This window comes from Pseudomonas sp. X10 (genome assembly GCF_054889225.1).
In genome coordinates this window covers 1,462,628-1,488,278 of sequence record NZ_CM142677.1, presented here as the reverse complement: position 1 = coordinate 1,488,278, position 25,651 = coordinate 1,462,628, and the positions used below count along the sequence as shown (strand labels likewise).

Annotated in this window: 16 protein-coding genes and 2 tRNA genes; 8 read left to right on the top strand and 10 right to left on the bottom strand. The window is 63.6% G+C overall.

The features are described from left to right. Positions 1–46: 46 nt before the first annotated feature. Positions 47–4,099 (bottom strand): molybdopterin-dependent oxidoreductase, encoded by a 4,053-nt coding sequence (locus tag ACYU03_RS06925; protein ID WP_461889169.1) that lies wholly within the window; start codon positions 4,097–4,099, stop codon positions 47–49. A gap of 447 nt (positions 4,100–4,546) precedes the next feature. On the opposite strand from ACYU03_RS06925, the gene ACYU03_RS06920 reads away from it, so the two are divergent. From ACYU03_RS06920 to ACYU03_RS06905, 4 genes are all read left to right on the top strand, one after another. Next, positions 4,547–4,750 carry a ParD-like family protein gene (locus ACYU03_RS06920; protein WP_461889168.1) on the top strand — a complete coding sequence of 68 codons (204 nt, stop codon included), beginning with the start codon at positions 4,547–4,549 and terminating at the stop codon, positions 4,748–4,750. Further along, positions 4,747–5,535 (top strand): type I methionyl aminopeptidase, encoded by a 789-nt coding sequence (gene map / locus ACYU03_RS06915; RefSeq protein WP_461889166.1) that lies wholly within the window; start codon positions 4,747–4,749, stop codon positions 5,533–5,535. The genes ACYU03_RS06920 and map overlap by 4 nt, the downstream gene beginning before the upstream one ends. An 88-nt stretch (positions 5,536–5,623) precedes the next feature. Further along, positions 5,624–6,316, top strand: coding sequence for a DUF1266 domain-containing protein (locus ACYU03_RS06910; protein ID WP_461889164.1), 693 nt, complete (start codon positions 5,624–5,626; stop codon positions 6,314–6,316). Continuing rightward, on the top strand, positions 6,313–8,967 hold the full coding sequence (locus ACYU03_RS06905; protein WP_461889162.1) for a molecular chaperone DnaJ: 2,655 nt from the start codon (positions 6,313–6,315) through the stop codon (positions 8,965–8,967). Before ACYU03_RS06910 ends, ACYU03_RS06905 begins: the two co-directional genes overlap by 4 nt. On the opposite strand, the gene ACYU03_RS06900 is transcribed toward ACYU03_RS06905, so the two are convergent. From ACYU03_RS06900 to ACYU03_RS06880, 5 genes are all read right to left on the bottom strand, one after another. Continuing rightward, positions 8,961–10,667, bottom strand: a complete 1,707-nt coding sequence (locus tag ACYU03_RS06900) for an Hsp70 family protein (RefSeq protein ID WP_461889160.1) — start codon at positions 10,665–10,667, stop codon at positions 8,961–8,963. The two genes, ACYU03_RS06905 and ACYU03_RS06900, sit on opposite strands and share 7 nt — an antisense overlap. Before the next feature lie 147 nt (positions 10,668–10,814). After that, positions 10,815–10,946 (bottom strand): putative transporter small subunit, encoded by a 132-nt coding sequence (locus tag ACYU03_RS06895; RefSeq protein ID WP_461889158.1) that lies wholly within the window; start codon positions 10,944–10,946, stop codon positions 10,815–10,817. Next, positions 10,928–12,598 (bottom strand): sodium:solute symporter family transporter, encoded by a 1,671-nt coding sequence (locus ACYU03_RS06890; protein WP_461889156.1) that lies wholly within the window; start codon positions 12,596–12,598, stop codon positions 10,928–10,930. Before ACYU03_RS06890 ends, ACYU03_RS06895 begins: the two co-directional genes overlap by 19 nt. A gap of 490 nt (positions 12,599–13,088) precedes the next feature. Continuing rightward, positions 13,089–13,165: transfer RNA gene (locus ACYU03_RS06885), tRNA-Asp, on the bottom strand. 16 nt (positions 13,166–13,181) lie between these two features. Beyond that, positions 13,182–13,257: transfer RNA gene (locus tag ACYU03_RS06880), tRNA-Val, on the bottom strand. A 159-nt stretch (positions 13,258–13,416) separates the two neighbouring features. On the opposite strand from ACYU03_RS06880, the gene rdgC reads away from it, so the two are divergent. The 3 genes from rdgC to sugE all read left to right on the top strand — a co-directional run bounded on the left by rdgC (position 13,417) and on the right by sugE (position 15,839). Further along, complete coding sequence (gene rdgC / locus ACYU03_RS06875) at positions 13,417–14,337, top strand: recombination-associated protein RdgC (RefSeq protein ID WP_461889154.1); 921 nt, start codon at positions 13,417–13,419, stop codon at positions 14,335–14,337. Positions 14,338–14,434: 97 nt separating this feature from the next. Further along, the gene (locus ACYU03_RS06870) at positions 14,435–15,400 is read left to right on the top strand and encodes a bile acid:sodium symporter family protein (protein ID WP_461889152.1); all 966 of its coding nucleotides are present in this window, start codon (positions 14,435–14,437) and stop codon (positions 15,398–15,400) included. 121 nt (positions 15,401–15,521) lie between these two features. Continuing rightward, entirely contained in the window at positions 15,522–15,839 is a 318-nt protein-coding gene (sugE, locus tag ACYU03_RS06865; protein WP_461889150.1) for a quaternary ammonium compound efflux SMR transporter SugE, read from the top strand. A 39-nt stretch (positions 15,840–15,878) separates the two neighbouring features. Here the strand turns inward: sugE and ACYU03_RS06860 are convergent, their stop codons facing one another. Both ACYU03_RS06860 and ACYU03_RS06855 read right to left on the bottom strand, forming a co-directional pair. After that, complete coding sequence (locus tag ACYU03_RS06860) at positions 15,879–17,753, bottom strand: MFS transporter (protein ID WP_461889148.1); 1,875 nt, start codon at positions 17,751–17,753, stop codon at positions 15,879–15,881. 113 nt (positions 17,754–17,866) lie between these two features. Then, on the bottom strand, positions 17,867–19,021 hold the full coding sequence (locus ACYU03_RS06855) for a TDT family transporter (RefSeq protein WP_461889146.1): 1,155 nt from the start codon (positions 19,019–19,021) through the stop codon (positions 17,867–17,869). A 364-nt stretch (positions 19,022–19,385) separates the two neighbouring features. Here ACYU03_RS06855 and ACYU03_RS06850 point away from each other — a divergent pair, with 364 nt between their 5' ends. Then, positions 19,386–22,862, top strand: coding sequence for a hybrid sensor histidine kinase/response regulator (locus tag ACYU03_RS06850; protein WP_461889144.1), 3,477 nt, complete (start codon positions 19,386–19,388; stop codon positions 22,860–22,862). Here ACYU03_RS06850 and ACYU03_RS06845 read toward each other — a convergent pair. Then, positions 22,834–24,204, bottom strand: a complete 1,371-nt coding sequence (locus ACYU03_RS06845; RefSeq protein ID WP_461891409.1) for a DNA recombination protein RmuC — start codon at positions 24,202–24,204, stop codon at positions 22,834–22,836. The two genes, ACYU03_RS06850 and ACYU03_RS06845, sit on opposite strands and share 29 nt — an antisense overlap. Positions 24,205–24,381: 177 nt before the next feature. Continuing rightward, positions 24,382–24,810: a tetratricopeptide repeat protein gene (locus tag ACYU03_RS06840; protein ID WP_461889142.1), complete on the bottom strand. Its 429-nt coding sequence runs from the start codon at positions 24,808–24,810 to the stop codon at positions 24,382–24,384. Between the last annotated feature and the right edge of the window lie 841 nt (positions 24,811–25,651).

The following is a 25,651-nucleotide window of genomic DNA, read 5'->3' as shown; positions in this document are numbered from 1 at the left end:
GGTTTACCCGACCCAAGCTGGTGCAGCACTCCCCGTCATGGGGCACTCAATACACATCGCGTCGGTAGCGCTTGTTCTTGCCCAAATCCTCGACATAGGCCGCAGCCGCCTCCGCGCTCATGCCGCCGTGCTCGGCCACTACTTGGCGCAACGCGGTATCGACATCCCGTGCCATGCGCTGGGCATCGCCGCAGACGTAGAAGTACGCCCCTTCCTCCAGCCACTGCCAGAGCTGCGCGCCCTGCTCCAGCATGCGCTGCTGAACATAGATCTTTTCCGCCTGGTCCCGAGAAAACGCGGTATCCAGACGCAAATGACCGCTGGCCTGCCAGGCCAGTAACTGCTCGCGGTAGTAGAAGTCGGTGGCTTCGCGCTGTTCGCCGAAGAACAGCCAATTGCGCCCGCCCGCGCCACGCGCCTCACGCTCTTCGAGGAAGGCACGGAAAGGCGCGACACCGGTACCGGGGCCGACCATGATCACCGGCACACTGTCGTCCTCGGGCAGGCGAAAGTGCTTCGATACCTGCGGGAAAATCGCTACACGCAGCGACCCGGCACGGTCGGCGAGGAAGGTCGAGCACACGCCCTTGCGCTGGCCGTAGCGCACGGTGGAGACAGTCAGGTGCACCTGGCCCGGGTGTGCGGTGGGGCTGGAGCTGATCGAGTAAAGCCGCGGCTGCAAGGGCTTGAGCAAGTCCAACCAAGTGGCCAGCGGCAACGCCTGGGGGAACTCACGCAGCAGATCGGCCAGTTGCCGTCCCCACAGCCAATCCTTGAGTTCGGCCTTGTGCTCGGGTTGCAGCAGGCGACGCAGATCCCCGGCCTGGGGATGCTGGCTCAGGACCTCGAGCTGCCGCGCCGTGATGCGGGCAATTTCCAGATGCTCCTCCAGCGCCGTGGCCAGGGGCATGCTGGGCAGGCTCTTGAGTTCGACCGGGGCCTGGCCGTCCAACTGCATCAGGCCGAGCAGCTCTTCCACCAGTGCCGGACAGTTACGCGGCCAGACGCCCAGGGCGTCGCCCGCCTGGTAGCTGAAGCCGCTGCCATCGAGGTCGAACACCAGTTGCCGAGTTTCCTTGCTCGCGCCTGGGCCATTGAGCAGACGGTTTTCCAGCAGTGGCGCGTGCCAGGGTTGTTGCTTGCTGTAGGCCTCGGCACTGGCCGGAGCCGACGCGGCCTGCAACGCCGGAGCCTGGCCAAGGGTGGGCACCAGGGCTTTCAGCCACTGGGCAAAGGTATCGTCGTAGTCCGGCTCGCAGTCGACCCGCGCCAGCAGGCGCTGCCCGCCCAGCTCGGCGAGGCGCTGGTCGAGCTTGCGACCGAAACCACAGAACTGGTCGTAGCTGGAGTCGCCCAAGGCCAGCACCGCATAGGGCAAGTCCGCACAATGGCCCGCCTCGTCGCCTTGCAGGGCCTGCCAGAACGCCGCACCGCTGTCCGGCGCGTCACCGTCGCCAAAGGTGCTGGCGATCAGCAGCAGGCTGGCGGCGCCTTGCAACTGGCCCGGGCTGACCGCGTCCATGCAACTGAGCTCCACCTCCAAGCCGGATTCGCGCAGATGCTGCGCGCAACGCTCGGCCAGGGTTTCGCCGTTGCCGGTCTGCGAGGCCCAGAGAATGCGATGCCGAGGCGTGGAAGTGGGCAGTGCCGGTACGGCTTCGCTCAGCGGCGCAGGCTGAGCGAGCAGGCCGGCCAGCAGGCCATCGATGAACAGGCGGCGGGCTGGCGCCAGCGGCGCATTGGCAGGCAGGCACGGCACACCTTCGGCACGGGCTTGCTGCTGGCCCAAGCCCAGCAGGAAGCCTTGCAGGTAATGTTGTTCTTCCTCGGCCAGGACAGGAGCTGGCAGTGTGTCCAGGCCCAGCAGGCGGGACAGGGTGGCGGTCGGCATGGCGGCACGCTCCGAAGTCGGCTCAGGGGGCAGTTCCAGGGTTTCGATACGCTCGCCACTGACCCGACTCAGGGCCACGGCGCAGCACTTGAAGGCCGGTTGCAGTGACAGAGGGTCCACCGCGTCGCAGGTCACGGCATTGATCGCCAGTTGCTCGCCATAGACATCGTTCCAGTGGAACGGGGCGAAGCAGTTCCCCGGCAGCACACGCGTGCTCACTCGCGCCGGCAACACCGCCTGGCCACGGCGCGAACGGATCGCCACCTGGTCCTTGTCGGCGATGCCCAGGCGGTTGGCGTCCTCGGGGTGCAGTTCGACGAAGGGGCCAGGCTCGAGTTTGTTCAGCGACGGCACCTTGCCGGTCTTGGTCAGGGTGTGCCATTGGTGCTGTACGCGGCCCGTGTTGAGGACCAGCGGAAACTCGTCGTCCGGTAGCTCGGGCGGGGGCATCCAGGGGCGCGGAAAGAAGCGCCCGCGGCCACTGGGTGTGGGGAAGGCCAGGGTCGGCTGGCGGCCTTCGGCATCGCGTAGCAGCGTCTGGCTGCTGCCGTCGTTGTGATAACGCAACGGGCTACGGTCATCCTCACGCCCGGGCGCGCTGGGCCACTGTCGGGGCTTCTGGCGCAGGCCAGCGTAATCGATGCCGCGCAAGTCATAGCCGGTGGCCGGGTTCCAGAAGCGACGGATCTCATCGAACACCGCCTCGGCACTGGCATAGCTGAACGCCTCGGCGTAGCCCATGGCACAGGCGATACGGGCGATGATCTGCCAGTCGGGCAGACTCTCGCCGGGCGGCTCAACCGCCTGGGGCATCAGGGTCAGGTTGCGCTCGCTATTGATCATCACGCCCTCGCCTTCAGCCCAGAGTGCGGCCGGCAGGAGGATATCGGCGTAGCGGTTGGTCTCAGTGTCGAGGAAGGCGTCCTGGGTGATCACCAGCTCGGCCTTTTGCAGACCGTCGATCACCTGCTGGCGGTTGGCGACGCTGGCCACCGGGTTGCTGCAGATGATCCAGCAGGCCTTGACCTCACCCGTGGCCATCTGCTCGAACAGCGCCACCGTGCCCTCTCCACCCTCGCTGCGCAGGCTGCCTTCTTCCAGTCCCCATTGCTGTTCGACGAAGGCGCGGTCAGCGTCGACCAGCGCCGAGCGCTGCCCTGGCAAGCCCGGCCCCATGTAGCCCATCTCGCGACCGCCCATGGCGTTGGGTTGGCCAGTCAGCGAAAACGGCCCGCTGCCCGGGCGGCAGATGGCGCCGGTGGCCAGGTGCAGGTTGCACAGCGCATTGGTATGCCAGGTGCCATGGATGCTCTGGTTCAGGCCCATGGTCCAGCAGCTCATCCAGTCTTTGGCGGCGCCGATCCATTCGGCAGCCTGACGGATATCGGCCTCGGCCAACCCGGTCAGTTCGGCGACTCGCTCAGGGGTGTAGTCTTCGAGAAAGTCCGGCATCGCCTCCCAGCCTTCGGTGTGCCGGGCGATGAAGTCGGCATCGGTACGACCCTGCGCGTGCAGCAGGTGAAGCAAGCCGTTGAGCAGTGCCAAGTCGCTACCAGGGCGCAGTTGCAGGAACAGGTCGGCCTTGTCTGCGGTGGCGCTGCGCCGGGGGTCTACGACGATCAATCGGGCGCCGGCCTTGACCCGGTCGAGCATGCGCAGGAAGAGGATCGGGTGACAGTCGGCCATGTTCGCGCCAATCACGAAAAACACCTCGGCGTGCTCGAAATCCTGGTAGCTGCCTGGTGGCCCATCGGCGCCCAACGACAACTTGTAGCCGCTGCCGGCGCTGGCCATGCACAGGCGTGAGTTGGATTCGATATGGCGGGTGCGGATGAAGCCTTTGGCCAGTTTGTTGGCCAGGTATTGGGCCTCCAGCGACATCTGCCCGGAGACGTAGAGCGCCACAGCATCGGCGCCGTGTTCATCGATGATGCCGCGAAGGCGCCGGGCAGCCTGGTCGATGGCACTGTCCATGCTCGACTGCACCGGGTCCTGGCGCCGCTGCTGGCGCTGGAACGCGTGGCTCATGCGCCCGGCGGCGCTGAGCGGCAGGTGTGCAGTCATGCCCTTGGTGCACAGGCGGCCGAAATTGCTCGGGTGCTGCTTGTCGCCGCTGATCTTGCTGACCCGCTGGCCCTCCACGGTCATGACGATGCCGCACCCTACCCCGCAATACGGGCAAACGCTGCGCACCTCGCTGCTGCTCATCGGCCAACCTCCTGCCTGCACGAACGAAAAAGGCGCCGGCTGCCCCGGCTTGCATGGGCAAGCGGGGCAACACGGCGCCTTTGTCGTGAACGGTAGGGCCATCCGCGTTGACGGCCCGTATGGCTGGAGATGAGCAAAAGTCAGGCCAGCTGTGGGTCATAGGTGCAGCATCGAAATCGTGACGCACCGTCGGTGCCAGCTCTGCATACCTCGATTTCTGCGGCCAACGCCGGAGCCGTAGGAGCGGGCTTGCCCGAGATCAGGGATGAAGTCATCGTGCTGGCTGTACCGACGCATCGCGGGCAAGCCCGCTCCTACAGGTTCTGTGTTGGCCGTAAGACCCCACTCGACACGCACCGACATGGTGAGCAGCGCACCAACGGGTGGCACATTACCGAGCAATGAAGATATGATTCATATACGTTTCATATACTAACGAGGAACCCCATGGGTATCGTCAAGATCTCCGACACGCTCCACGAAGACCTGCGCGTCGCCAGCGCCGCCCTGTCGCGCTCGATCAATGCCCAGGCCGAATACTGGATCCGCATCGGCATGCTCGCCGAGCTGCACCCCGAGGCCAACTACCAGGAACTGCTGCGCCAACTGCTGCGCCACGAACAGGCCAACCTCAAGGCGCTGATCCAATGAGCCAGGTCATCATCAAGGATGCAGACCAACTGGCGCTGATGCGCCGTGCCGGGCAACTGCTCGCCCAGGTGTTCGCCGACCTCGACAGCTTCATTCGTCCCGGCGTGACCACGATGCAGATCAACGACCGCGCCGAGGCCTTCATCGTCGAAGCCCTCAAGGCACGCCCGGCGAGCAAGGGCCAGTACGGCTTCCCCTATGCCCTGAACACCTCTGTCGATCACGTAGTCTGCCACGGCATGCCCAACGCCGATCAGGTGCTGGCCGAAGGCTCGATCATCAATGTCGACATCACCCTGGAACAGGGCGGGTACATCGCCGACTCGTCGAAGATGTATTGCATCGGCCAGATCAGCGTCGAGGCCCGGCGACTGGTCGACAGCACCTATGCCGCGCTGTGGAAGGGCATCGAACAGGTACGCCCCGGCGCGACCCTCGGCGACATCGGCCACGCCATCCAGGCCCATGCCGAGGCAGACGGCTACAGTGTGGTGCGCGAGTATTGCGGCCACGGCATCGGCCGGCAGATGCACGAGGCACCTGAGGTCCTACACTATGGCCAGCGTGGCAGCGGCCTGGTGCTGAAACCGGGCATGGTCTTCACCATCGAGCCGATGATCAACCAGGGCGGCCGTGGCGTACGCACCCTGCGCGATGGCTGGACGGTGATCACCCGTGACCGCAGCCTCTCGGCGCAATGGGAACATACCGTGGCCGTCACCACAGAGGGCCATGAGGTGCTGACCCTGCGTGACGAGGAACGCGCCTGGCTCGCCGCACGCTGAGCGATTGCCCGCCCAGATTCGGCTCTCTACAATCCGCGCCAGCACGGCCGGCGCTTCTCCTGTTTTCCGCCGGCCCAGGAGCCCGCTCATGGAAGAAACCGCGCAACACTGGCTGCACGCCCTCTCCGCCCCCATGGCAGCGCTCAACGGCGCCAGCTACACCGCCGCCGACTACTTCGAAGGCGAAGACAAAACCGACCTGGAACGTTGGTGGGGCATCAGTAACCGGGCGCAGTTACTCGACATCCTCAACATGGCCGACAACGGCCACGCCACCGAACTGAGCGAAGCCTACTGGCAATACCAGCGCTGCCTGCCCAGCCAGTGGCAGGCGCTGCTCAAGGACCTGCCGCTGCGTGAACGCAGCAAGTACGAGTATGCCGCGCGCACCTTTCCTGACTGCGGTCCCGGCGGTACCCGCGCCTGGGACCTGGGGCGCATGAGCTTCCTGTTGCGCGCCGGGGTCAAGAAAGGCCTGGTGACACGCCAGGAAAGCCTCTACCTGCACTACCGCCTGGCCTTGCGCGCCCGTCATTATTACAACCGCTGGGACAGCTACCTGGCCGGCTATCTGTTCGGCAAGGCATTGTGGAACGTCTCCGACAGCAGCGACGAGGCCCTGGCCGCCAACCTCGAACGCCAAGGCAGCGAGCACTGGAATCGCTGCATCCTGCTCAACCTGCGCCTGGGCGCCAGCTCGCTGCTGGCCAGCCTGCCCTGGGACCTGCCGTTGCCCGACGTGGAGCGCCCTGACTCACTGGAAGAGGATTGCTGGTCATGAGTTGCTGGATCCGCCTGGGCATCGACCCGACCCATGACCTTGATGCCATCCGCCTGGCCTACCGCAGCCAACTGCCTGCCCATCACCCGGAGACCGACCCACAAGGTTTCCAGGCCCTGCGCGAGGCCTATGAAGAAGCGCTGCGCCATGCCCGCGAAGCACAAACGGCAGCGCCCGCCGAAGAAGCCGACCCGGCTCCCGGGGACAATACCCTCCACCCGGCGCTGAAAGCCTTCCATGCCCTGCTCGAAGATCCGCACGTACGCTTTTCCCCCGAGGCTTGGCAGGGCTACATCGGCCAACTCGACGAGTTGCCGCTGGAGGAGCTCGAGGACGTCAGTTGGCAATTGCTGCATACCCTGCGCGATTGCGGGCCGATCTCCCACAACTGCGCCAACCTGCTGGCCCGCCGCCTGGGTTGGGCCGACCAATTGCTGCGCCTGGAAAACCCTCAGGCAGTCGAAGCCTTCCTGCAGCGTCTGGAAGAGCCTGACCCATTCGACACCGCATTGATGAGTGCCTGGCCACCCACCGCGCAAATGGAAACCCTGTGGTACGCCCGCACTCTGGGCTACTGCTACGACCAGCGCCCGCTGTTCGAGTACAAGCAGTTCGCGCAAACCCACACCTGCCTGGCGCTTCCCGATGACGACGCCTTCGTCCAGCGCCTGCTGGTGCAGTTCAGCCAGGCTGGCATCGGCAGCAAGACCCTCCATGCCCGTGTGCTGGAGCAACAACGCCAAGCCCCGGATGACGTTGACCTGCTCTACCTGCTGGCCCGCCAGTGCGATGCCCTAGGACTGGAAGAGCAGGCCCTGCAGTGCTGGTTACGGCTCTGGCGCGAACAGCGCCATCCCCAGGCCGCCGGCTGGTTGATCGACCTCTGCGCACGCCATCAACCCCAGCGCCTGCCCTTGCTGATCCAGGCCCTGGACCAGCAGACCGCACCGGCATCCTGGCCCGAGGGCCTGGACGACCCGGCACAGGCCTGGGGCAGTCCGGCGCAAAGTCCGGAAACCCTGGCGCGTTGGTCGGCCGTGGCCCGTCTGGAACTGGGTGGCATCGCCGATACTTTCATCGACTGGCGCCTGGACGGCGACGACGAACTGCCGCTGCTGGCCCGACTGCTGGAGGAGCAGGACGACCGGCCGTTGCAGCACCGCTACTGGCAGGCCTGGGCGTTGCAACGAGGTGAGGCCGGCCTGCTGCGGCTGATACTCGCCGAACAGGCGAGCGAAGACGCGTTGGACGCCCTGATCCTCGAAGGCTTCCAGCGCCAGGCCGAACAGCAGTTACACTGGCTGGAACACGCGCCCATCGTCCAGGCCTTGGTGCGCTACAGCACAAGCGATGCCCCAGCAGCGGCACTGCCCGAGGCGCTGAGCGAAGACGACGCCCTACCGGTGTGCCGCGAGTGGCTGCGGCGCATGCGCTGCTATTGCACGCAAACCCTGCGGGGGCTGAACCTCGCCTTCAATCCCCTGCGCATGTTTCCAGTGCCCTTTGCCTTGTCCCTCCAAGGGTCGCTGGCCGAGGACGAGGTACTGTTGCCACCGATGCCTGAAGGGCAAGCGCTGTGGAACTGGCACCGGCAAAACCTGTTCATGCTGGCCCTGGCTGACCAGCCAGAGCGCTGGCTGGCGTTGATCTCGCCACACCTGCTGGCGCAGTTGCACTACCCGCCGGAGCATCCCTTCGCCGCCCTGCATGACCTGCTCCTGCAATCCCAGGGCAACCCTGAAGGCACCCACGGGTTGCTGGACAGGCTGGACCCGCACGACCCGTTGCAGAAGTTCGTCGCCAGCCGCCTGCTGACCCTGAGGCATGCCATCAACGGCGCCCGCCTGCCCGGTGCGGCGCAACTGCTGGCTTGCCTGGAAAACAACGGGAGCGAGCTGGACAACTCGCCGCTGGGCTACATGTTGCTATGCGCCGTGCTCTATCACGACCCATCCCTGGACAGCGAACAACAGGCCCGCCTGCGTGTACGCATCGATGCCCTGAGCAACGACAGCGCCTGGTTCGAGCCCCTGCGCGAGGGCCTGCTCAAGGGCAAGACCAAACACCTGCCGCGCGACGTGCTGGAGCAACAGCAAGGGATCGACAGCCGGCTGTTCAACGAGGCTCTGGACACGCTCGACTGCCTGGTGCGCTTCGGCGTGGCGCCGCGCACCCGCTTCCTGCGCCTGCTGCAACGCGGCAAGGATGACCCGAACCAGGACGCCGGCTTGCGTTGCGCACTGATGGCGCTGCTTTCATGGTCCGAGCGCCTGCTACTGGCGCAGGCGCAACAGCCAGCAGCGCCAGCCTGGGCTTTCTGGAAGCTACGCAGCCGCCTGAACCGCAAGGCATTCGCCCTGCACTTGCTGGCGGTCGTGGGGCTAGGTGCCCTCCACACGGTGCCGGTGGCGCTGGTCGCCATGGGCGTCCTGCTGCTCAGTGCCTTGCTGCGGCGTATCCGCGACCTCGGGCATGGGGTGCCGGCACTCATTATCCTGCTGCTGGTCAGCCGGATAATCCCTGTCCTGCCGCTGGCGTTGCTGGGCCTGCCCGGCGACGCCCTACCCAACCGCTACGGCCCGGCGCCGGGCAATGCCGATGCCCTGCGGGAGGGCCTACAAGCGGCCCTGCGCCGGCTCGACAGTCAGTAGCGCAATTCGTCCAACGCCTGGCTCAACTGCTGGCGCTGGCGGCTGATGTCGGAGGCCTGCTGGCTGGCCAAGACCGCGTTGAACGCGTCCAGCCAGGTGCCGATCAGCTCGCGCTCATCTCCCAGGCTCTGCATCCAGGCCCGCTCCAGGCGGGCCAGCAGGGTACGGTTGGGCAAAGCGTCACGGGGATGGATCTTCAGCCGCGCCAGGCGCTCATGGCTGGCTTGGCGTGCCGCCGGGTCCAGCCCAGTGGGGCTGCGGTCGATGCTGTGGCTGTGCTTCTCGCCGGTTTCCAGCAAGGTCACGTCGACTTCCAGCAGGCCATTGATGTCATAGCTGAAGCGCACATCCAGGGATTGCAGCTCATCGGTCTGGGGCAGCGGCACATCGAAACTGTCGATGAAGATGTTGTCGCGCACCCAGGGCCGTTCGCCCTGATACACGGCGATGCGTACCGATTTCTGCTCCGGATGGGTGCTGTAGAAACGCTGCACCCGTGAGGTGGGGATCACGGTGTTGCGCTCGATGATCGGCGAGAAGGCGCCACTGACATCGTCGCCACGCTGCGACGCCACGCCCAGGGTGTAAGGGCAGACATCGGTCAGGATCAGCTCGTCGATGGCCTCGTCCCGCGCCTTGCAGGCCGCCTGGCTGGCGGCGCCGAGGGCGACGATGGTGTCCGGGTCGAGGTGGCGGTACGGCAGGCGGCCGAACAGCTTGGCCACCAGTTGCTGCACCTGCGGCATGCGCGTGGCGCCACCGACCAGCACCAGGCTGTCGAGCTCGCGCGGGCTCAGGCGCGCGTCACGCAGGGCCTGTTCGATCGGCGCACGCACCCGGGCCAGCAGGGAGGCCCAGATCGCCTGCAAGCGCGCCTGGTCGAGGGTCCACTCTCGCGTCTGGCCATCACCGCTCCAGGCCAAGGTGCGGTTGCCCTCGCCCACCTCGCACTTGAGTTGCTCGATGGCATCGCCCAGGCTGGCCAGCGCCTGGGGTTCGAGGTCTTCGGCCAGCAGTTGCCAGTCATGCAGGCAGGCATCGAGCAGCGCCGCGGTGAAGTCCTCGCCGCCCAGGTAATTGTCGCCGGTCGAGGCGTGCACCTCGATCAGTGGCAAGGCGTATTCCAAAACGGTGACGTCGAAAGTGCCACCGCCCAGGTCGAAGACCAGAGTGCGCTCGAACTTCTGTTCGTGCAGACCATAGGCCATGGCCGCTGCGGTCGGCTCGTTGATCAACCGCTGCACCTTGAGCCCGGCCAACTCGGCAGCGAACAACGTGCGCTTGCGCTGCTCGTCACTGAAATAGGCCGGCACCGAGATCACCGCCTCGCTCACCGGGCATCCGAGCCAGGCTTCAGCGTCCTGCTTCAGTGACCCAAGCACCAGCGCCGAGAGCTCTTCAGGGCTGAAGCGGTGCTCGCCCAGTTCGAAACGCTTGTCGCTGCCCATGAAGCGCTTGAAGGCCGCCGCAGTGCGGCGCGGGTGAGTGGTCAGGCGGGCCCGGGCAGCCTTGCCGACCAGGATGCTGCCATCGTCATCGACGCTCACCACCGACGGTGTGAGCACCTCGCCCAGGGCATTGGGGATGAGCTGAGCCTTGCCGTCCTTCCAGGCAGCGATCAGGCTGTTGGTGGTGCCCAGGTCGATGCCCAGCAGTGAGGTTGGCGGCAGTGATGGTGGAGAGGTACTGGCATCCTGCATGTTCGGTCTCGTGCTCGCGGTAAAGATCCGGTACACGGCCTGCTGGCCGCATCCGGCGGACCAGGAGATTCTGACGCAATGCCATAAACAAAACAAAATATGCCCGTGCGGACAAGCGCCTGACGCCTGCCCGCACATCGAATGGGCTTACACCAAGTCGGTGCCGTCACGTTTGGCCTTGCGCATATCTCGGTACAAGCTGACGCACAAGGTGATCATCACCGCAGCCGCGATTGCAGGCCAGATCAATACATACAAGGTCAATGCAAAACTGGACATGGGGAAGCTCCTTTATCTTCAGTGGCGGAATCGACGCTGTGGTGGAAAGCCACGACACGTTCGTTGATGCAGTCAAAATCGAAGTTTTCGTTGGACATCAGGCTCACCACCACACAAACCACTGTGCTGACGCCATAGGCCGTGAGCGAACTGAGCAATACCGGGTAATCGCGCAAAAAGCCGAACGCGAAAGGCGCCAGAATCAAAAACGCGAGCCCGCCCAAAGTGAACCCGGCCTTGCGTCCGAAGAAGCCAAAGACCATCAAGCCAATCACTACCCCGCCACCAATCGAGGCGAACAGCTCGAAGAACAGGGCCACTGCGCCTTGCAACTCAAGCAATTCGAAGCGCGAGACCAGAAACATCAAAAAGCCTGCGAAGGCCGCACTGGTAAAGGCGGCATTGGTGATCCGCCCCCAATACAGGCTGGCGATGACCGGGAACACGATAGCGCCCCATAACGCGCCCACGAAGATGAGCATGGTCAGGATGTCCAACTTGAGGCTGGCGAACACCACGGCCAGCATCGTCGCAACGACCATGGTCAAGCGCCCTACGAACAACATGGTCTTGGGGTTTGGCTTACCTTTGACCAGGTTCTTGCCATAGATGTCCGTCATTACCAATGCGGACAGCGCCGACAAATCCGAATCGGCGGTCGACGACAGCGAACCGATCACCATGATGAAAAACAACCCGACTGCGAACGGTGGCAGGTAGGTCGAGGCCATTTGCGGGATCAGGTTGTTCAAGTCGCCATCCACCGGCTGCACACCGGCCAGCAAAGCCAGGAAACCCAGCATGCCCAGGCCAATCACAATCGACGCGTAACCAATGGTGGCGGTGACGAAGGTCGACTTCATCAAGTCTTCACGCACCGCAAACAAGCGCTGGGCAATGGTTTGGTTGCCGATGGCGTACGCCAACACAGCAACGAAATAGGGCGCGCCCTGCTCCAGGATGGCGGTTTTCGAATAAAAGCTGGCTTGCTCCGCAGAAATCTTCGGCATGCCCTGGGTGAAGAGTTCCGGCCCGCCGAGCTGGAAGAAAATAATGGGGATAATCACCACGGCGGCGAAGATCATTGCGAACAACTGGCCAAAGTCAGTCAGGACTGAAGAGCGAAAGCCTGACCAGATGGTGTAACCCAGAATCCCGAAACCGGCGATGAGCACCCCGTGAATAAAACTCAATGGCGACAGCACGGCGACCAGGGCGCCAGCGGCGGTGAAGTTGACCATCAAACTGATCATACTGCCGACGATATTGGAGCCTGCCAGGATCATCTGACTGGAACGCCCATGCCGGGCATGCATGATCTCCGCGAGGGTGTGGGCCTTGGGTGCCAGTGCGCGGAAGCGCCGGCCAAAGGGGTAGATGAATAAAATCATCAACGCACCCCAGAAGCCGTAATGCAGCGCGCCGGAAATACCGAATTTATAGCCGGAACTGGCAGCCGCGTAGAATGAGGCGGCCCAGATCCAGGTAGCGGTCATGCTGGCAGCCGCCATGCCAAAACCAATCGAGTTGTTGGAAACCATATAGCCGTCGACATTTTCGTCCTTGCGACCCACGCGCAATGACACCAAAAAGGTCAGGCCATAGAAAAAAAGCAGAAGCAACAAGACAGTGGGGGTGGAAAGTTGGAACATTCCTTTCTCCTTTATATGCGCCACAGTCATCACAGACGTAATGAAAGACCGCAATCGGCAGGCGCAAAACAACCCGGGGCTCCTGACAGGCAGGAGGCAACGGACAGCGGTCCGCTGGGTTGTGATCGTGAGGGCTGGCAAGAGACGGAACGCAAAGGGCGCTCCAAGTCTGAAGGCAAAGCGTGCGCTAGCACGTTGAGCCCGGTGCTTGCAGCAATGGCCGGCATTAGCCGGAAGATAAGTTCTGCACCAAAAGCCGATGGCTCCGGAGCGAACAGGCGCGGATTATACAGACTTTGGGCAAGGGGTGCCGAGACGAGCCAATGCAGGGCATTGGGGGACGCAGGATCGCCAAAAGCACTGCCCGCGCGGCGTACTCGAGAAACCATGCCCGGCGGGAGACTCCTGTGGAGTCCAGAAACGAAAAAAGCGGCCAAAGGCCGCTTTCTTGTAGCTTCCGGGTGTTCAGTGGGCCCTGGAAGCTTGGATATGGCGCAGCGGACGGGACTCGAACCCGCGACCCCCGGCGTGACAGGCCGGTATTCTAACCGACTGAACTACCGCTGCGCGATACACTGAGAAGTGGTGGGTGATGACGGGATCGAACCGCCGACCCTCTGCTTGTAAGGCAGATGCTCTCCCGGCTGAGCTAATCACCCATCGTCTCGGTGTGGCGCGCATTCTACGGAGCACCCGCCACCCTGGCAAGCACTTTTTTAAATTTTTTTTTCAGGCCTTTCAAAGACCTAGCGGGGTTGGCCTGAAAGCCCCCATCAGAGAATAATGCCCTCCTTATGCATTAAGGAGAGATTCACCCCATGTGGTTCAAGAACCTGCTGACCTACCGCCTGACTCAGGACATTTCGTTCGATCCAGAAGCACTGGAAACCGCCCTGGCCAGCAAGCCAGCACGCCCCTGCGCCAGCCAGGAGTTGACCACCTATGGCTTCGTCGCGCCGTTCGGCAAGGGTGAAGATGCTCCATTGGTTCATGTCAGCGGCGACTTCCTGTTGATCGCCGCGCGCAAGGAAGAGCGCATCCTGCCAGGCAGCGTCGTGCGCGACGCGGTCAAGGAGAAGGTCGACGAGATCGAGACCGAGCAAATGCGCAAGGTCTATAAAAAGGAACGTGACCAGATCAAGGATGAGATCATCCAGGCCTTCCTGCCGCGCGCTTTCATCCGCCGCTCGATGGTCTTCGCCGCCATCGCCCCGCGCCAGGGCCTGATCCTGGTCAACTCGGCCAGCGCCAAGCGCGCCGAAGACCTGCTCTCGACCCTGCGCGAAGTGATGGGCTCACTGCCGGTGCGCCCGGTCTCAGTGAAGATCGCCCCGAGCGCGACCATGACTGACTGGGTCAAATCGCAGCAGGCGGCCCCGGACTTCCACGTACTGGACGAGTGCGAACTGCGCGACACCCACGAAGACGGCGGCATCGTCCGTTGCAAGCGCCAGGACCTGACCAGCGACGAGATCCAGTTGCACCTGGGCACCGGCAAGGTCGTCACTCAACTGGCCCTGGCCTGGCAAGACAAACTGTCGTTCGTGCTCGACGACAAGATGGTCATCAAACGCCTCAAGTTCGAAGAGCTGCTGCAGGACCAGGCTGAACAGGACGGCGGCGACGAAGCCCTGGGCCAACTCGATGCCAGCTTCACCCTGATGATGCTGACCTTCGCCGAGTTCCTGCCGGCGCTGTTCGAAGCCTTGGGTGGTGAAGAGATCCCACAAGGCGTCTGAAGCTATAAGCTGCAAGAAAGAGCGAGGGCCACCGCGCACTGCTTTTACTTGCAGCTAGAAGCTTACAACTTGAAGCTGAAAACCGGAGGTTTTCCCGTTGCGTGCCCTCGCCGCCCTCAGCCGTTTCGTCGGCAATACCTTTGCCTTGTGGGTGCTGTTGTTCGCCTGCCTGGCCTTTCTCCAGCCGCAGTGGTTCATCGGCCTGAAAAGCGCGATCGTGCCGCTGCTGGGCCTGGTCATGTTCGGCATGGGTCTGACTCTCAAGCTCGACGACTTCGCCGCCGTGGCCCGCCAACCCTGGCGCGTGGCCCTTGGGGTGGTAGCGCATTTCGTGATCATGCCCGGCGTGGCCTGGCTGCTCTGTCAGCTGTTCCAACTGCCGCCGGAAATCGCCGTGGGCGTGATCCTGGTCGGCTGCTGCCCGAGCGGCACCGCCTCCAATGTGATGGTCTGGCTGTCCAAGGGTGACCTGGCCCTGGCCGTGGCCATCGCCGCCGTCACCACCCTGCTCGCGCCACTGCTGACCCCGGCACTGATCTGGCTGCTGGCCTCGGCATGGCTACCGGTGTCCTTCATGGACATGTTCTGGTCGATCCTGCAGTTGGTGATGCTGCCGATCATTCTCGGGGTGCTGGCCCAGCGCCTGCTCGGGGCCCGGGTGCAGTTGGCGGTGCAGGTGCTGCCACTGGTCTCGGTAGTCAGTATCGTGATGATCGTCTGCGCCGTGGTCGCCGCGAGCCAGGCGAAGATCGCCGAGTCTGGCCTGTTGATCATGGCCGTGGTCGTGCTGCACAACGGCTTCGGTTTCCTGCTCGGCTATATCACGGGCAAGTTGTGCAAGCTGCCGCTGGCCCAGCGCAAGTCCCTGGCCCTGGAGGTCGGTATGCAGAACTCCGGGCTCGGCGCCGCCCTGGCCAGCGCGCACTTCTCGCCGCTGGCGGCAGTACCCAGCGCACTGTTCAGCGTCTGGCACAACATCTCCGGGGCCTTGCTCTCCACTTGGTTCCGCCGTATGGAGGAGCCCGCGCCCGCATCGCCGGACAGCGCACTGGTGGACCGTTAATCCCGGAAGCTTGCCCCGGCATCGGCAAATGTGCACTATAGTGCGCACTGTGAGGACGGCCTCACGACGCACTGCGTGAACGATCCGGGGACGGCCCCATCACTTGCGATGGAGACCCATCATGTCCTGGATCATCTTGTTCTTCGCCGGCCTGTTCGAGGTCGGCTGGGCGGTCGGCCTCAAGTACACCGACGGCTTCACACGCCCGCTTCCCACTGTACTGACAGTCGCGGCCATGGCCATCAGCCTTGGCATGCTGGGCTTGGCCATGAAAGAACTGCCGCTGGGCACCGCCTATGCCATCTGGACCGGTGTCGGCGCCGTGGGCACGGTGATCGCTGGCATCATCCTGTTCGGTGAGTCGATGGCCCTGGTCCGCCTGGCCAGCGTGGCACTGATCGTTACCGGCCTGATCGGGCTCAAGGTCAGCGCCAGCTGACCTTTCTTTCCCAGTCCAACGCCAGCTCGTCCCTTGCGTTCAGCGCGCGCTGCCGCGCAGGGCATTGACCCGCTCGCGCAGCGCATCCGGCTGCGCAGCCGCTACGTCCACGGGATCGCCCGCCACCAGGGTCACCCGCGACCATAGGCGACGGAAGAAGCCCTTGGCCGGGTCGCGGCTGAAGAAACTTCCCCATAGCCCCTGCAAGGCCAGCGGGATCACTGGCACCGGTGTTTCACTGAGGATGCGGCTGACTCCGCCTCTGAAGGCGTCGATCTCGCCATCGGTGGTCAGCTTGCCCTCGGGGAAGATGCACACCAGCTCGCCCGCCGCCAGGTACTCGGCGATCCGGGCGAAGGCTCGTTCATAGGTCGCCTCATCCTCGCTGCGCCCAGCAATCGGGACGGCACCGGCAGTGCGGAAGACGAAGTTCAGCACCGGCAGACGGTAGATTTTGTAGTACATGACGAAACGCACAGGACGGCGAATAGCCCCGCCGATCAGCAAGGCGTCGACAAAGGACACGTGGTTGCATACCAACAGCGCCGCGCCCTCGTCCGGGATGCGCTCCAAGTCTCGGTGCTCGACCCGGTACATTGAATGGCTGAGCAGCCAGATCATGAAACGCATGGTGAACTCGGGGACGATCTTGAAGATATAGGCGTTGACCGCGATGTTCAGCAGCGAGACCACCAGGAACAGCTGCGGGATCGACAACTCGGCCAAGCTCAGCAAGACGATGGTGAGGATGGCCGACACCACCATGAATAACGCGTTGAGAATGTTGTTCGCGGCGATCACCCGGGCACGCTGGTCTTCGACGGTGCGCGCCTGGATCAGGGCATACAGCGGCACGATATAGAAGCCACCGAAGACGCCCAGGCCAAGGATCGCCACTAGGATCCACCAGGCCTGCGCCATGCCCAGCAGGGCCAGCCAGTCATGGGGCTCGGCTGCCGCCGGTACATCGCCGGAATGCCACCACCAAAGCAGGCCGAACAGGGTCAAGCCAAAGGAGCCGAACGGCACCAGGCCGATCTCCACCTTGCGCCCACTGAGCCGTTCACACAGCAGCGACCCCAGCGCGATACCCACCGAGAACAGGGTCAGCACCAGGGTCACCACGGTTTCGTCACCGTGCAACCAATCCTTGGCATAGGCCGGAATCTGGGTCAGGTAGATGGCGCCGACGAACCAGAACCAGGAATTGCCGACGATCGAGCGCGACACCGCCGGTGTCTGGCCCAGGCCCAGGCGCAAGGTGGCCCAGGACTGGCTGAAGATGTTCCAGTTCAGCTTCATCTGCGGCGCGGCGGCAGCGGCACGGGGAATCCAGCGACTGGCCAGGTAGCCGAGCACGGCCACCCCGACCACGGCGCCTGCCACCACCGTGGCATAGTCGGCGCTGGACATCATCACCCCGGCACCGATGGTGCCGGCCAGGATCGCCAGGAAGGTGCCCATCTCCACCAAACCATTGCCACCCACCAACTCCTCTTCGCGCAGGGTCTGGGGCAGGATCGAGTACTTCACCGGACCGAATAGCGCCGAATGGGTACCCATGGCGAACAGCGCCAGCAGCATCAACGCCAGGTGATTGGTGACGAAACCGACCGCACCGATAGCCATGATGACGATCTCTGCCAGCTTGATTGCCCGGATCAGGGCGTCCTTGGCGAACTTCTCGCCAAACTGCCCGGCCAGGGCCGAAAACAGAAAGAACGGCAGGATGAACAACAAGGCACAGAGATTGACCAAGATCGAGCGGTCGCCTTCGACGCTGAGCTTGTAAAGGATCGCCAGGATCAGCGATTGCTTGAACAGGTTGTCATTGAAGGCACCCAGCGATTGGGTGATGAAGAACGGCAGGAAACGTCGCTTGCCGAGCAATGTGAATTGCGAGGGGTGACTCATCGTCCGTGTACCTGAGTAGGGCTTTTATGGTTGGAGGCATGCAAGGCCTGCAAAGCCACAATCTGCACTTGAATGGCCTTGATTGGCAATGACAGCGGCCCTGCCTCTGGCGCCTACTGATTTCGCAGCCCAACCCCGGCAATGCACGGCGATACGAACAGCTCGCCGCGCCAGGCACCTTGCAGGGTACGGCTGGCTACCAGCAGCCAGAGCAGTGCCAGCGCCGCCACCAGCAGGTGGCCCATGCCCTGGAAGAAGCCCAGACCTAGCCAAGCCGCCAGCTTCAGGGTCGCCAGGCTGTACACCCCGAGCGGAAAGGTAAAGCCCCACCAGCCGAGGTTGAAGGGCATGCCATGACGCATGTAGCGCAAAGTGATCAGCACTGCCGTGAGCAACCACCACAAGCCCGCGCCCCAGAGCACGATGCCGGCGATCAAGCCAATGCCCCGCGCGATTTCACCGAGTGTACCCAGGCCGTTGGCGGCGAAGATCGCCGGAGCATCACCACCGAGCAGCAGCATGCCCAATGCCCCAGTGCCGATCGGCCCCAGGGCCAGCCAACTCGAGGCGGCCATGTTGGCCGGTGGCAACTTGTGCAAGGCCATGCGCAACATGAGGATGGTGAGGATGCTGAAGGCCACCGGCAACGACACGGCCCAGAGCACGTAGCTGGTGATCAGCACCAGGAATTGCCGGTGGACATCGGCCAGGTGCGGCGCCAGCAATCCACCACTGGCCGCGGCGACTTCCGCCGCCACCACCGGCAGCAGCCAGACTGCGGTCATCTGGTCGATGCTGTGCTCCTGACGGGTGAACATCAGGTAAGGAATGGCCACCCCGCACAGCAGGGCCAGACCAACGTCCAGCCACCAGAGCAACTCGATCCAGGGCAGCACGCCCTCGCCCCAGCGCGCCAGGCCGAACAGCAGGCCGCCATTAAGGATGGTGGCCAGGCCCATGGGGATGGTGCCGAAGAACATCGATACGGTGGAATGGGCGAAGATCCTCCGCGCCTCATCGAAGAACAACACCCAACGCGCGCCATACAGAACGCTGAACAGCACGAAAAGCCCGATGGTCAACCACCACAGCCCCTCCGCCAAGGAGGCCAGCGCCGGCACCTCGACTTGCTTCAACGCCAGCGCCAGCACACCAGTCCCCATGGTCGCGGCGAACCAATTGGGAGTGAACTGACGGATCACCTCCCGCGGATGCGCGAGTTGGTTCAGCGGGCGAAACGCGGAAGTACGGGTCTGGGTGCATGGCATCGGTGTGGCTCCTGTCCTTGTGAAAGGTGGAAGCATCTTATGTCCAGAAAGAATATCTATATAACGGGTATTTTCTCTATAAGTTATCTGTTTTACAGATATTGATACCCCGCTTCGCCATCGGCATAGTCTTGCCCACCGGCACCAAGCCTGCCCTAACAAGGACGTGCAATGCTCACGTCCCTCAAGCACTATCCTGGCGCTGTTCATTGCATCGGCAGCGTCCCCCGCCAGATGCTGGGTGCCTGCGACGCTCTGCCACTGCTACCATCGTCGGCGCTGACGAAGCGCAAACGCCGTGCCAGACTGATTGATCGGGATTCGCCGCTACGCGGGCGGCCGCATTTTTTGCTCCGGAGTTGTCATGTCGTTGTCCAGCGGGCTGATCGCCGTGGTCGCCCTGGCCTATATGGCCATCATGTTCGCCATCGCCTTCTACGGCGACCGCCGCAGCACGCCGTTGCCGCCGCGCCTGCGTGCCTGGGTCTACAGCCTGTCGCTGGCGGTGTATTGCACCAGCTGGACGTTCTTCGGCGCCGTCGGCCAGGCCGCCGAGCAGCTTTGGGCGTTCCTGCCGATCTATCTGGGCCCAGTGCTGCTGTTGCTGTTCGCCCCTTGGGTGCTGCAGAAGATGGTGCTGATCAGCAAGCAGCAGAACATCACCTCCATCGCCGACTTCATCGCCGCCCGCTACGGCAAGTCACAGACCCTGGCAGTAGTGGTGGCACTGATCTGCCTGGTCGGCGTACTGCCCTACATCGCCCTGCAGCTCAAGGGCATCGTCCTCGGCGTCAACCTGCTGATCGGTGCCAACGCCGACGCCACCGGGAGCCGGGTGCAGGACACAGCCCTAGTGGTGTCGCTGGTGCTGGCGTTGTTCAGCATCGTCTTCGGTACCCGCAGCCTGGACGTCACCGAGCACCACCGTGGGATGGTCCTGGCGATCGCCTTCGAGTCCCTGGTCAAGTTGCTGGCCTTCCTTGCCGTCGGTGCCTTCGTGGTCTTCAACCTCTATGACGGCTTCGACGACCTGTTCACCCAGGCTCGCCAGTCCCCGCACCTGGACAGCTATTGGCAGGAAACCATCAACTGGCCATCGATGGTGGTGCAGACCATGGTGGCGATGATGGCGATCATCTGCTTGCCACGGCAGTTCCATGTCACCGTGGTGGAGAACATCGAAGCTCAGGACCTGCGCTTGGCGCGCTGGGTGTTCCCAGCCTACCTCGCTCTGGCCGCCCTGTTCGTGGTGCCGATCGCCCTGGCCGGGCAGATGCTGCTGCCGGGTGCGGTGATCTCCGACTCCTTCGTCATCAGCCTGCCCCTGGCCGAATCGCACCCAAGCCTGGCCCTGCTGGCCTTCATCGGCGGTGCATCGGCCGCCACCGGCATGGTGATCGTCGAGGCCGTGGCGCTGTCGACGATGGTCTCCAACGACATGCTGCTGCCCTGGCTGCTGCGCCGCAAGAACGCCGAGCGGCCCTTCGAAGTGTTCCGTCACTGGATGCTGTCGGTGCGCCGGGTGACCATCGTGGTCATCCTTCTGCTCGCCTACGTCAGCTACCGCTTGCTCGGCTCCACCGCGAGCCTTGCGACCATCGGCCAGATCGCCTTCGCTGCCGTGACGCAATTGGCCCCGGCCATGCTCGGGGCCCTGTACTGGAAGCAAGCCAACCGCCGAGGCGTGTTCGCCGGCCTGGCGGCGGGGATCTTCCTGTGGTTCTACACCCTGGTGTTGCCGATCGCGGCCCATAGCCTGAGTTGGTCGCTGGACCTGTTCCCTGGCCTGGCCTGGCTGCATGGCAACCCATTGAACCTGCCGATCACTCCGCTGACCCAGGGCGTGGTGCTGTCGCTGGCGGGCAATTTCACCTTGTTCGCCTGGGTCTCGATCCTGTCGCGCACGCGGGTCTCGGAGCACTGGCAGGCTGGCCGTTTCATTGGCCAGCAGACCAGCGCCCGCCCCAGCAGTCGACCCTTGCTGGCGGTGCAGATCGACGACCTGCTCAAGCTGGCCGCCCGCTTCGTCGGCGAAGAGCGTGCCCGGCAGAGTTTCATCCGCTTCGCTTACCGCCAAGGCAAGGGTTTCAACCCCAACCAGAACGCCGACGGCGACTGGATCGAACATACCGAACGCCTGCTCGCTGGCGTGCTGGGCACTTCCTCGACCCGCGCGGTGGTCAAGGCGGCGATCGAAGGCCGCGACATGCAGCTCGAAGACGTGGTGCGCATCGCCGACGAAGCCTCGGAGGTGCTGCAGTTCAACCGCGCTCTGCTGCAAGGCGCCATCGAGAACATCAACCAGGGCATCAGCGTGGTCGACCAGAACCTGCACTTGGTGGCCTGGAACCGCCGCTACCTGGAGCTGTTCAACTACCCGGACGGGCTGATCAGCGTTGGCCGGCCGATCGCCGACATCATCCGCTACAACGCCGAGCGCGGCCTGTGCGGCCCGGGGGAAGCCCAGGTCCACGTGGCCCGGCGTCTGCACTGGATGCGCCAGGGCCGCGCCCACACCTCCGAACGCCTGTTCCCCAATGGCAGGGTCATCGAGCTGATCGGCAATCCCATGCCCGGTGGCGGCTTTGTCATGAGTTTCACCGACATCACCCCGTTCCGCGAAGCCGAACAGGCGCTCAAGGAAGCTAATGAAGGACTGGAGCAGCGAGTCGCCGAGCGGACCCACGAGCTGTCCCAGCTCAACCAGGCGCTGAGCGAAGCCAAGAGCCACGCCGAAGCGGTCAGCCAGTCCAAGACCCGCTTCCTCGCCGCCGTCAGCCACGACCTGATGCAACCGCTGAATGCCGCCCGGCTGTTCTCCGCCGCCCTTTCACAGCAAGGCGAAGAGCTTTCGGAAGAAGCCCTGCAACTGGTGCAGCACATGGACAGCTCGCTACGTTCGGCCGAAGAGCTGATCAGCGACCTGCTGGACATCTCGCGCCTGGAAAACGGCAAGATCACACCGGACGCCAAGCCCTTCGCCCTCAACGAGCTGTTCGACACCCTCGGCGCCGAGTTCAAGGCGCTGGCCCAGCAGAAAGGCCTGGAGTTCCGTCTGCGTGGCAGCCGCCTACGAGTGCACAGCGACATGAAACTGCTGCGGCGCATCCTGCAGAATTTCCTGACCAACGCCCTGCGCTATGGCAAGAGCCCAATTCTGCTTGGCGCACGCCGGCAGGGCGGACGCCTGTGGTTGGAAGTCTGGGACCGCGGCCCAGGCATCGCCGACGACAAGCTGCAGGTGATCTTCGAGGAGTTCAAACGCCTAGACAGCCACCAGACCCGTGCCGAAAAGGGCCTGGGCCTGGGCTTAGCCATCGCCGACGGCTTGTGCCGGGTGCTCGGCCATCAACTGGAGGTACGTTCCTGGCCGGGCAAAGGCAGCGTGTTTCGTGTCAGCGTGCCACTGGCCAGCAGCACCGCGTCCACGCCAAGCGCACCGGTAGAACAGGCCGGGCAACCGCTGGCCGGCCTGCAGGTGCTATGCGTCGACAACGAGGACAGCATTCTGATCGGCATGAACAGCCTGCTCAGCCGCTGGGGCTGCCAAGTCTGGACGGCACGCAACCGTGAGGAATGCGAGGCCTTGCTAGGCAAAGGCCTGCGCCCGCACCTGGCGTTGGTGGACTATCACCTGGATGACGGCGAGATCGGTACCGAACTGATGGCCTGGCTACGCACCCGGCTGGGCGAGCCAGTGCCAGGCGTGGTGATCAGCGCCGACGGGCGCAACGAAACCATTGCCCAGGTCCATGCCGCCGGCCTCGATTACCTGGCCAAGCCGGTCAAGCCAGCGGCCTTGCGTGCCCTGCTCAATCGGCATCTGAGCCTGGTTCAGTGAGCGCGGCGTCACTCAGGGCGCGTTCGAGCAGCTCGGCCGGCAGGCTCTTGCTGGCCCGGGCGCCGAGCAGCTTGAGTTGTTCGCTGCGGCTGATCAGGTTGCCTCGGCCCTCGCACAGCTTGTTGCGAGCGGCAGCGTAGGCTTTGTCCACTTGCTGCAGGCGGGCGCCCAGTTCGTCCAGGTCCTGAATGAACAACACGAACTTATCGTACAACCAGCCGGCGCGTTCGGCGATCTCCCGGGCATTCTGGCTCTGGCGCTCCTGCTTCCACAGGCTGTCGATGACCCGCAAGGTGGCCAGCAGAGTAGTCGGGCTGACGATGACGATCTGCCGGTCGAAGGCTTCCTGGAACAAGTTAGGCTCAGCCTGCAGGGCCGCCGAGAAGGCCGCCTCGATAGGCACGAAGAGCAGCACGAAGTCCAGGCTGTGCAAACCTTCAAGACGGCTGTAGTCCTTGCCGGACAAGCCCTTTACATGATTGCGCAAGGACAGCACGTGCTGCTTGAGCGCCGCCTGGGCGCGCTCACTGTCGTTGTCGCCGACGAACTGCTGGTAGGCGGTGAGGCTGACCTTGGCGTCGACCACCACCTGCTTGCCGCCAGGCAGCATGATCAGTACGTCGGGCTGGAAGCGCTCGCCATCGGCGCTCTTGAGGCTGACCTGGGTCTGGTACTCGCGCCCTTTCTCCAGCCCGGCATGCTCCAGCACTCGCTCGAGAATCAGCTCGCCCCAGTTGCCCTGGGTCTTCTGGCCCTTGAGTGCCTGGGTCAGGTTGGTGGCTTCGTCGCTCAGGCGCAAGTTCAGTTGCTGTAGGCGCTCCAGTTCCTTGCCCAGGGAGAAACGTTCGCGGGCCTCCTGCTGGTAGCTCTCCTCGACACGCTTCTCAAAAGCCTGGATGCGCTCCTTCAGCGGATCGAGCAACTGCCCAAGGTTTTGCTGGCTGGTCTGGGCAAAACGCTGCTCGCGCTCATCGAAGATCTTCGTGGCCATCTCAGCGAACTGCGCGCGCAGAGTGTCACGGGCTGCCTGCAGGTCTTCCAGGCGTTGCTGGTGGCTTTCCTGCTGTTCGCGCAGTTCGGCAGTGAGGCTCGCGGCCTGGGCCTCCAGGCGGCGTAGCTCGGCTTCCCGGGCGGTGCGCTCCAGTTGCCAGGCGTGGGCCGCGTCGCGGGCGTTGTCGCGGTCGATTTGCAGCAGTTCCAGCTCGCGACCCTGGGCGGCCAGGGTGGCCTGCTTGGCAGCGTTGGCCTCGCTGAGGTCGCTGATCTCGTCGCGGCTGGCTTCGAGCTGGGCCTGCAGGCCTTCCTGGGCCAATTGCGCACTGTTAAGGCGCTCTTCGAGCAGGGCCATCTCGGCCTGTCGCATCGCCAAGCGGCGCTGCCCCTGCAACACCCAACCCAGGCATGGCACCGCTGCTGCCACGAAGCCCAACAGAATGCTGGCCAGATCCACCGCCATAGTTACTCCGAACAATCACCAAGAATCATGGCTGCAGCTTATCAGCCCCGTGCCTGCGCGGCCTCAACCGGGGAACAATTGCCCGAGCAAGCGGCGCGCTTCCTGCGAGCCCTGGGCGGCGGCCAACTCCAGCCAGTAGCGGGCCTGAGCGGGCTCATTCAACTGCGCCTGGGCGCACAAGCGCCCGTATTCCAACTGCGCGCGCCGGTCGCCGGCACGGGCCGCCTGGCGCAACAGCTCATGGCCGATACGACGGTCACGGGCGTTGCCACAGTCACGACAGAGCATCTGCCCGAGGCGGCTCTGGGCCACCACCACGCCCTCACGCGCCGGTTGCTTGAGCAGGCGTCCGGCAAAATGCTTGACGCTGGGCTTGTCGCCCAGGCGTGGGCTATCGAGCAGCCACAAGGCCACTTTCATGGAAAAGCGCTTGGCATCAGGCACAGGAGTGGACGCTGGGAGAAAAGCTGGATTCTTACCGCGGAACTTCATGGCAAACAGGGGAGGCAACTCGAGAGGCGCGCCACTCTACTCCTTTTTTCCAGCGATGGCCCGGCGAAGTCCTCACCGTCGCAAAAAATTTACATGATTTTTTCTTGACGCTTTGGACTGACCGATTACTACCTGGGAAATCGTCGAACCGATTGTAGGACAGACCGCAAAATCCTGGCACGCCCGTCCTAGAGCAAGCGCTCGGGACAATCCACAGAAGCTGTGGATAACTCGGTGGACAACCCCCTTAGGGAGCCCGCAAACCCCTATGGAATGGGGGCCGAAGTCAAACTGACGATTTTTTCACCAGCAAAAATTAGTGTTTTTTTTCATTGACTTACGCATTGAGCCAAGTCATTGGCGAGGTTTCGGTAGGCTGTTGCAAAGCCATTACAAGTGCTGCTCCATAGGGGAACAAGCGCACCAGAAAATGACATATCGATGCACGAAATCAGCACATCGGCGCTATTGCTATCCTCCCTCCCCTCTTCACACACTAGGCAAGAAAGGCCATACTGCACGGCTCGGCGCGTTAAAAGCCCCACGTACTTGCCAAACCCTGGTATTTGCTGTAGGGTGGCCGCCGTTAGTACCAAGCTGAAAGTCAATTCTGGCCAAAGCAGTCCTTGCAGGATTTTGTTCCTTCCTAATCGAACAACCCCTGCTGAAACCAGGACCGGCCCACTCGATGGTTCCCTCGGCGCCCACAGGCTGCCCCAGCGCGAACCACCCGGCAAATTGATCAGGACCTTCACCCGGTGGCATAGAACCTTTGCCCTGGCGTGTTGCCTGCCTTCCCACGTACCTACCAGTCAGCCCAGCGCTCCTACTTTCAATGCGC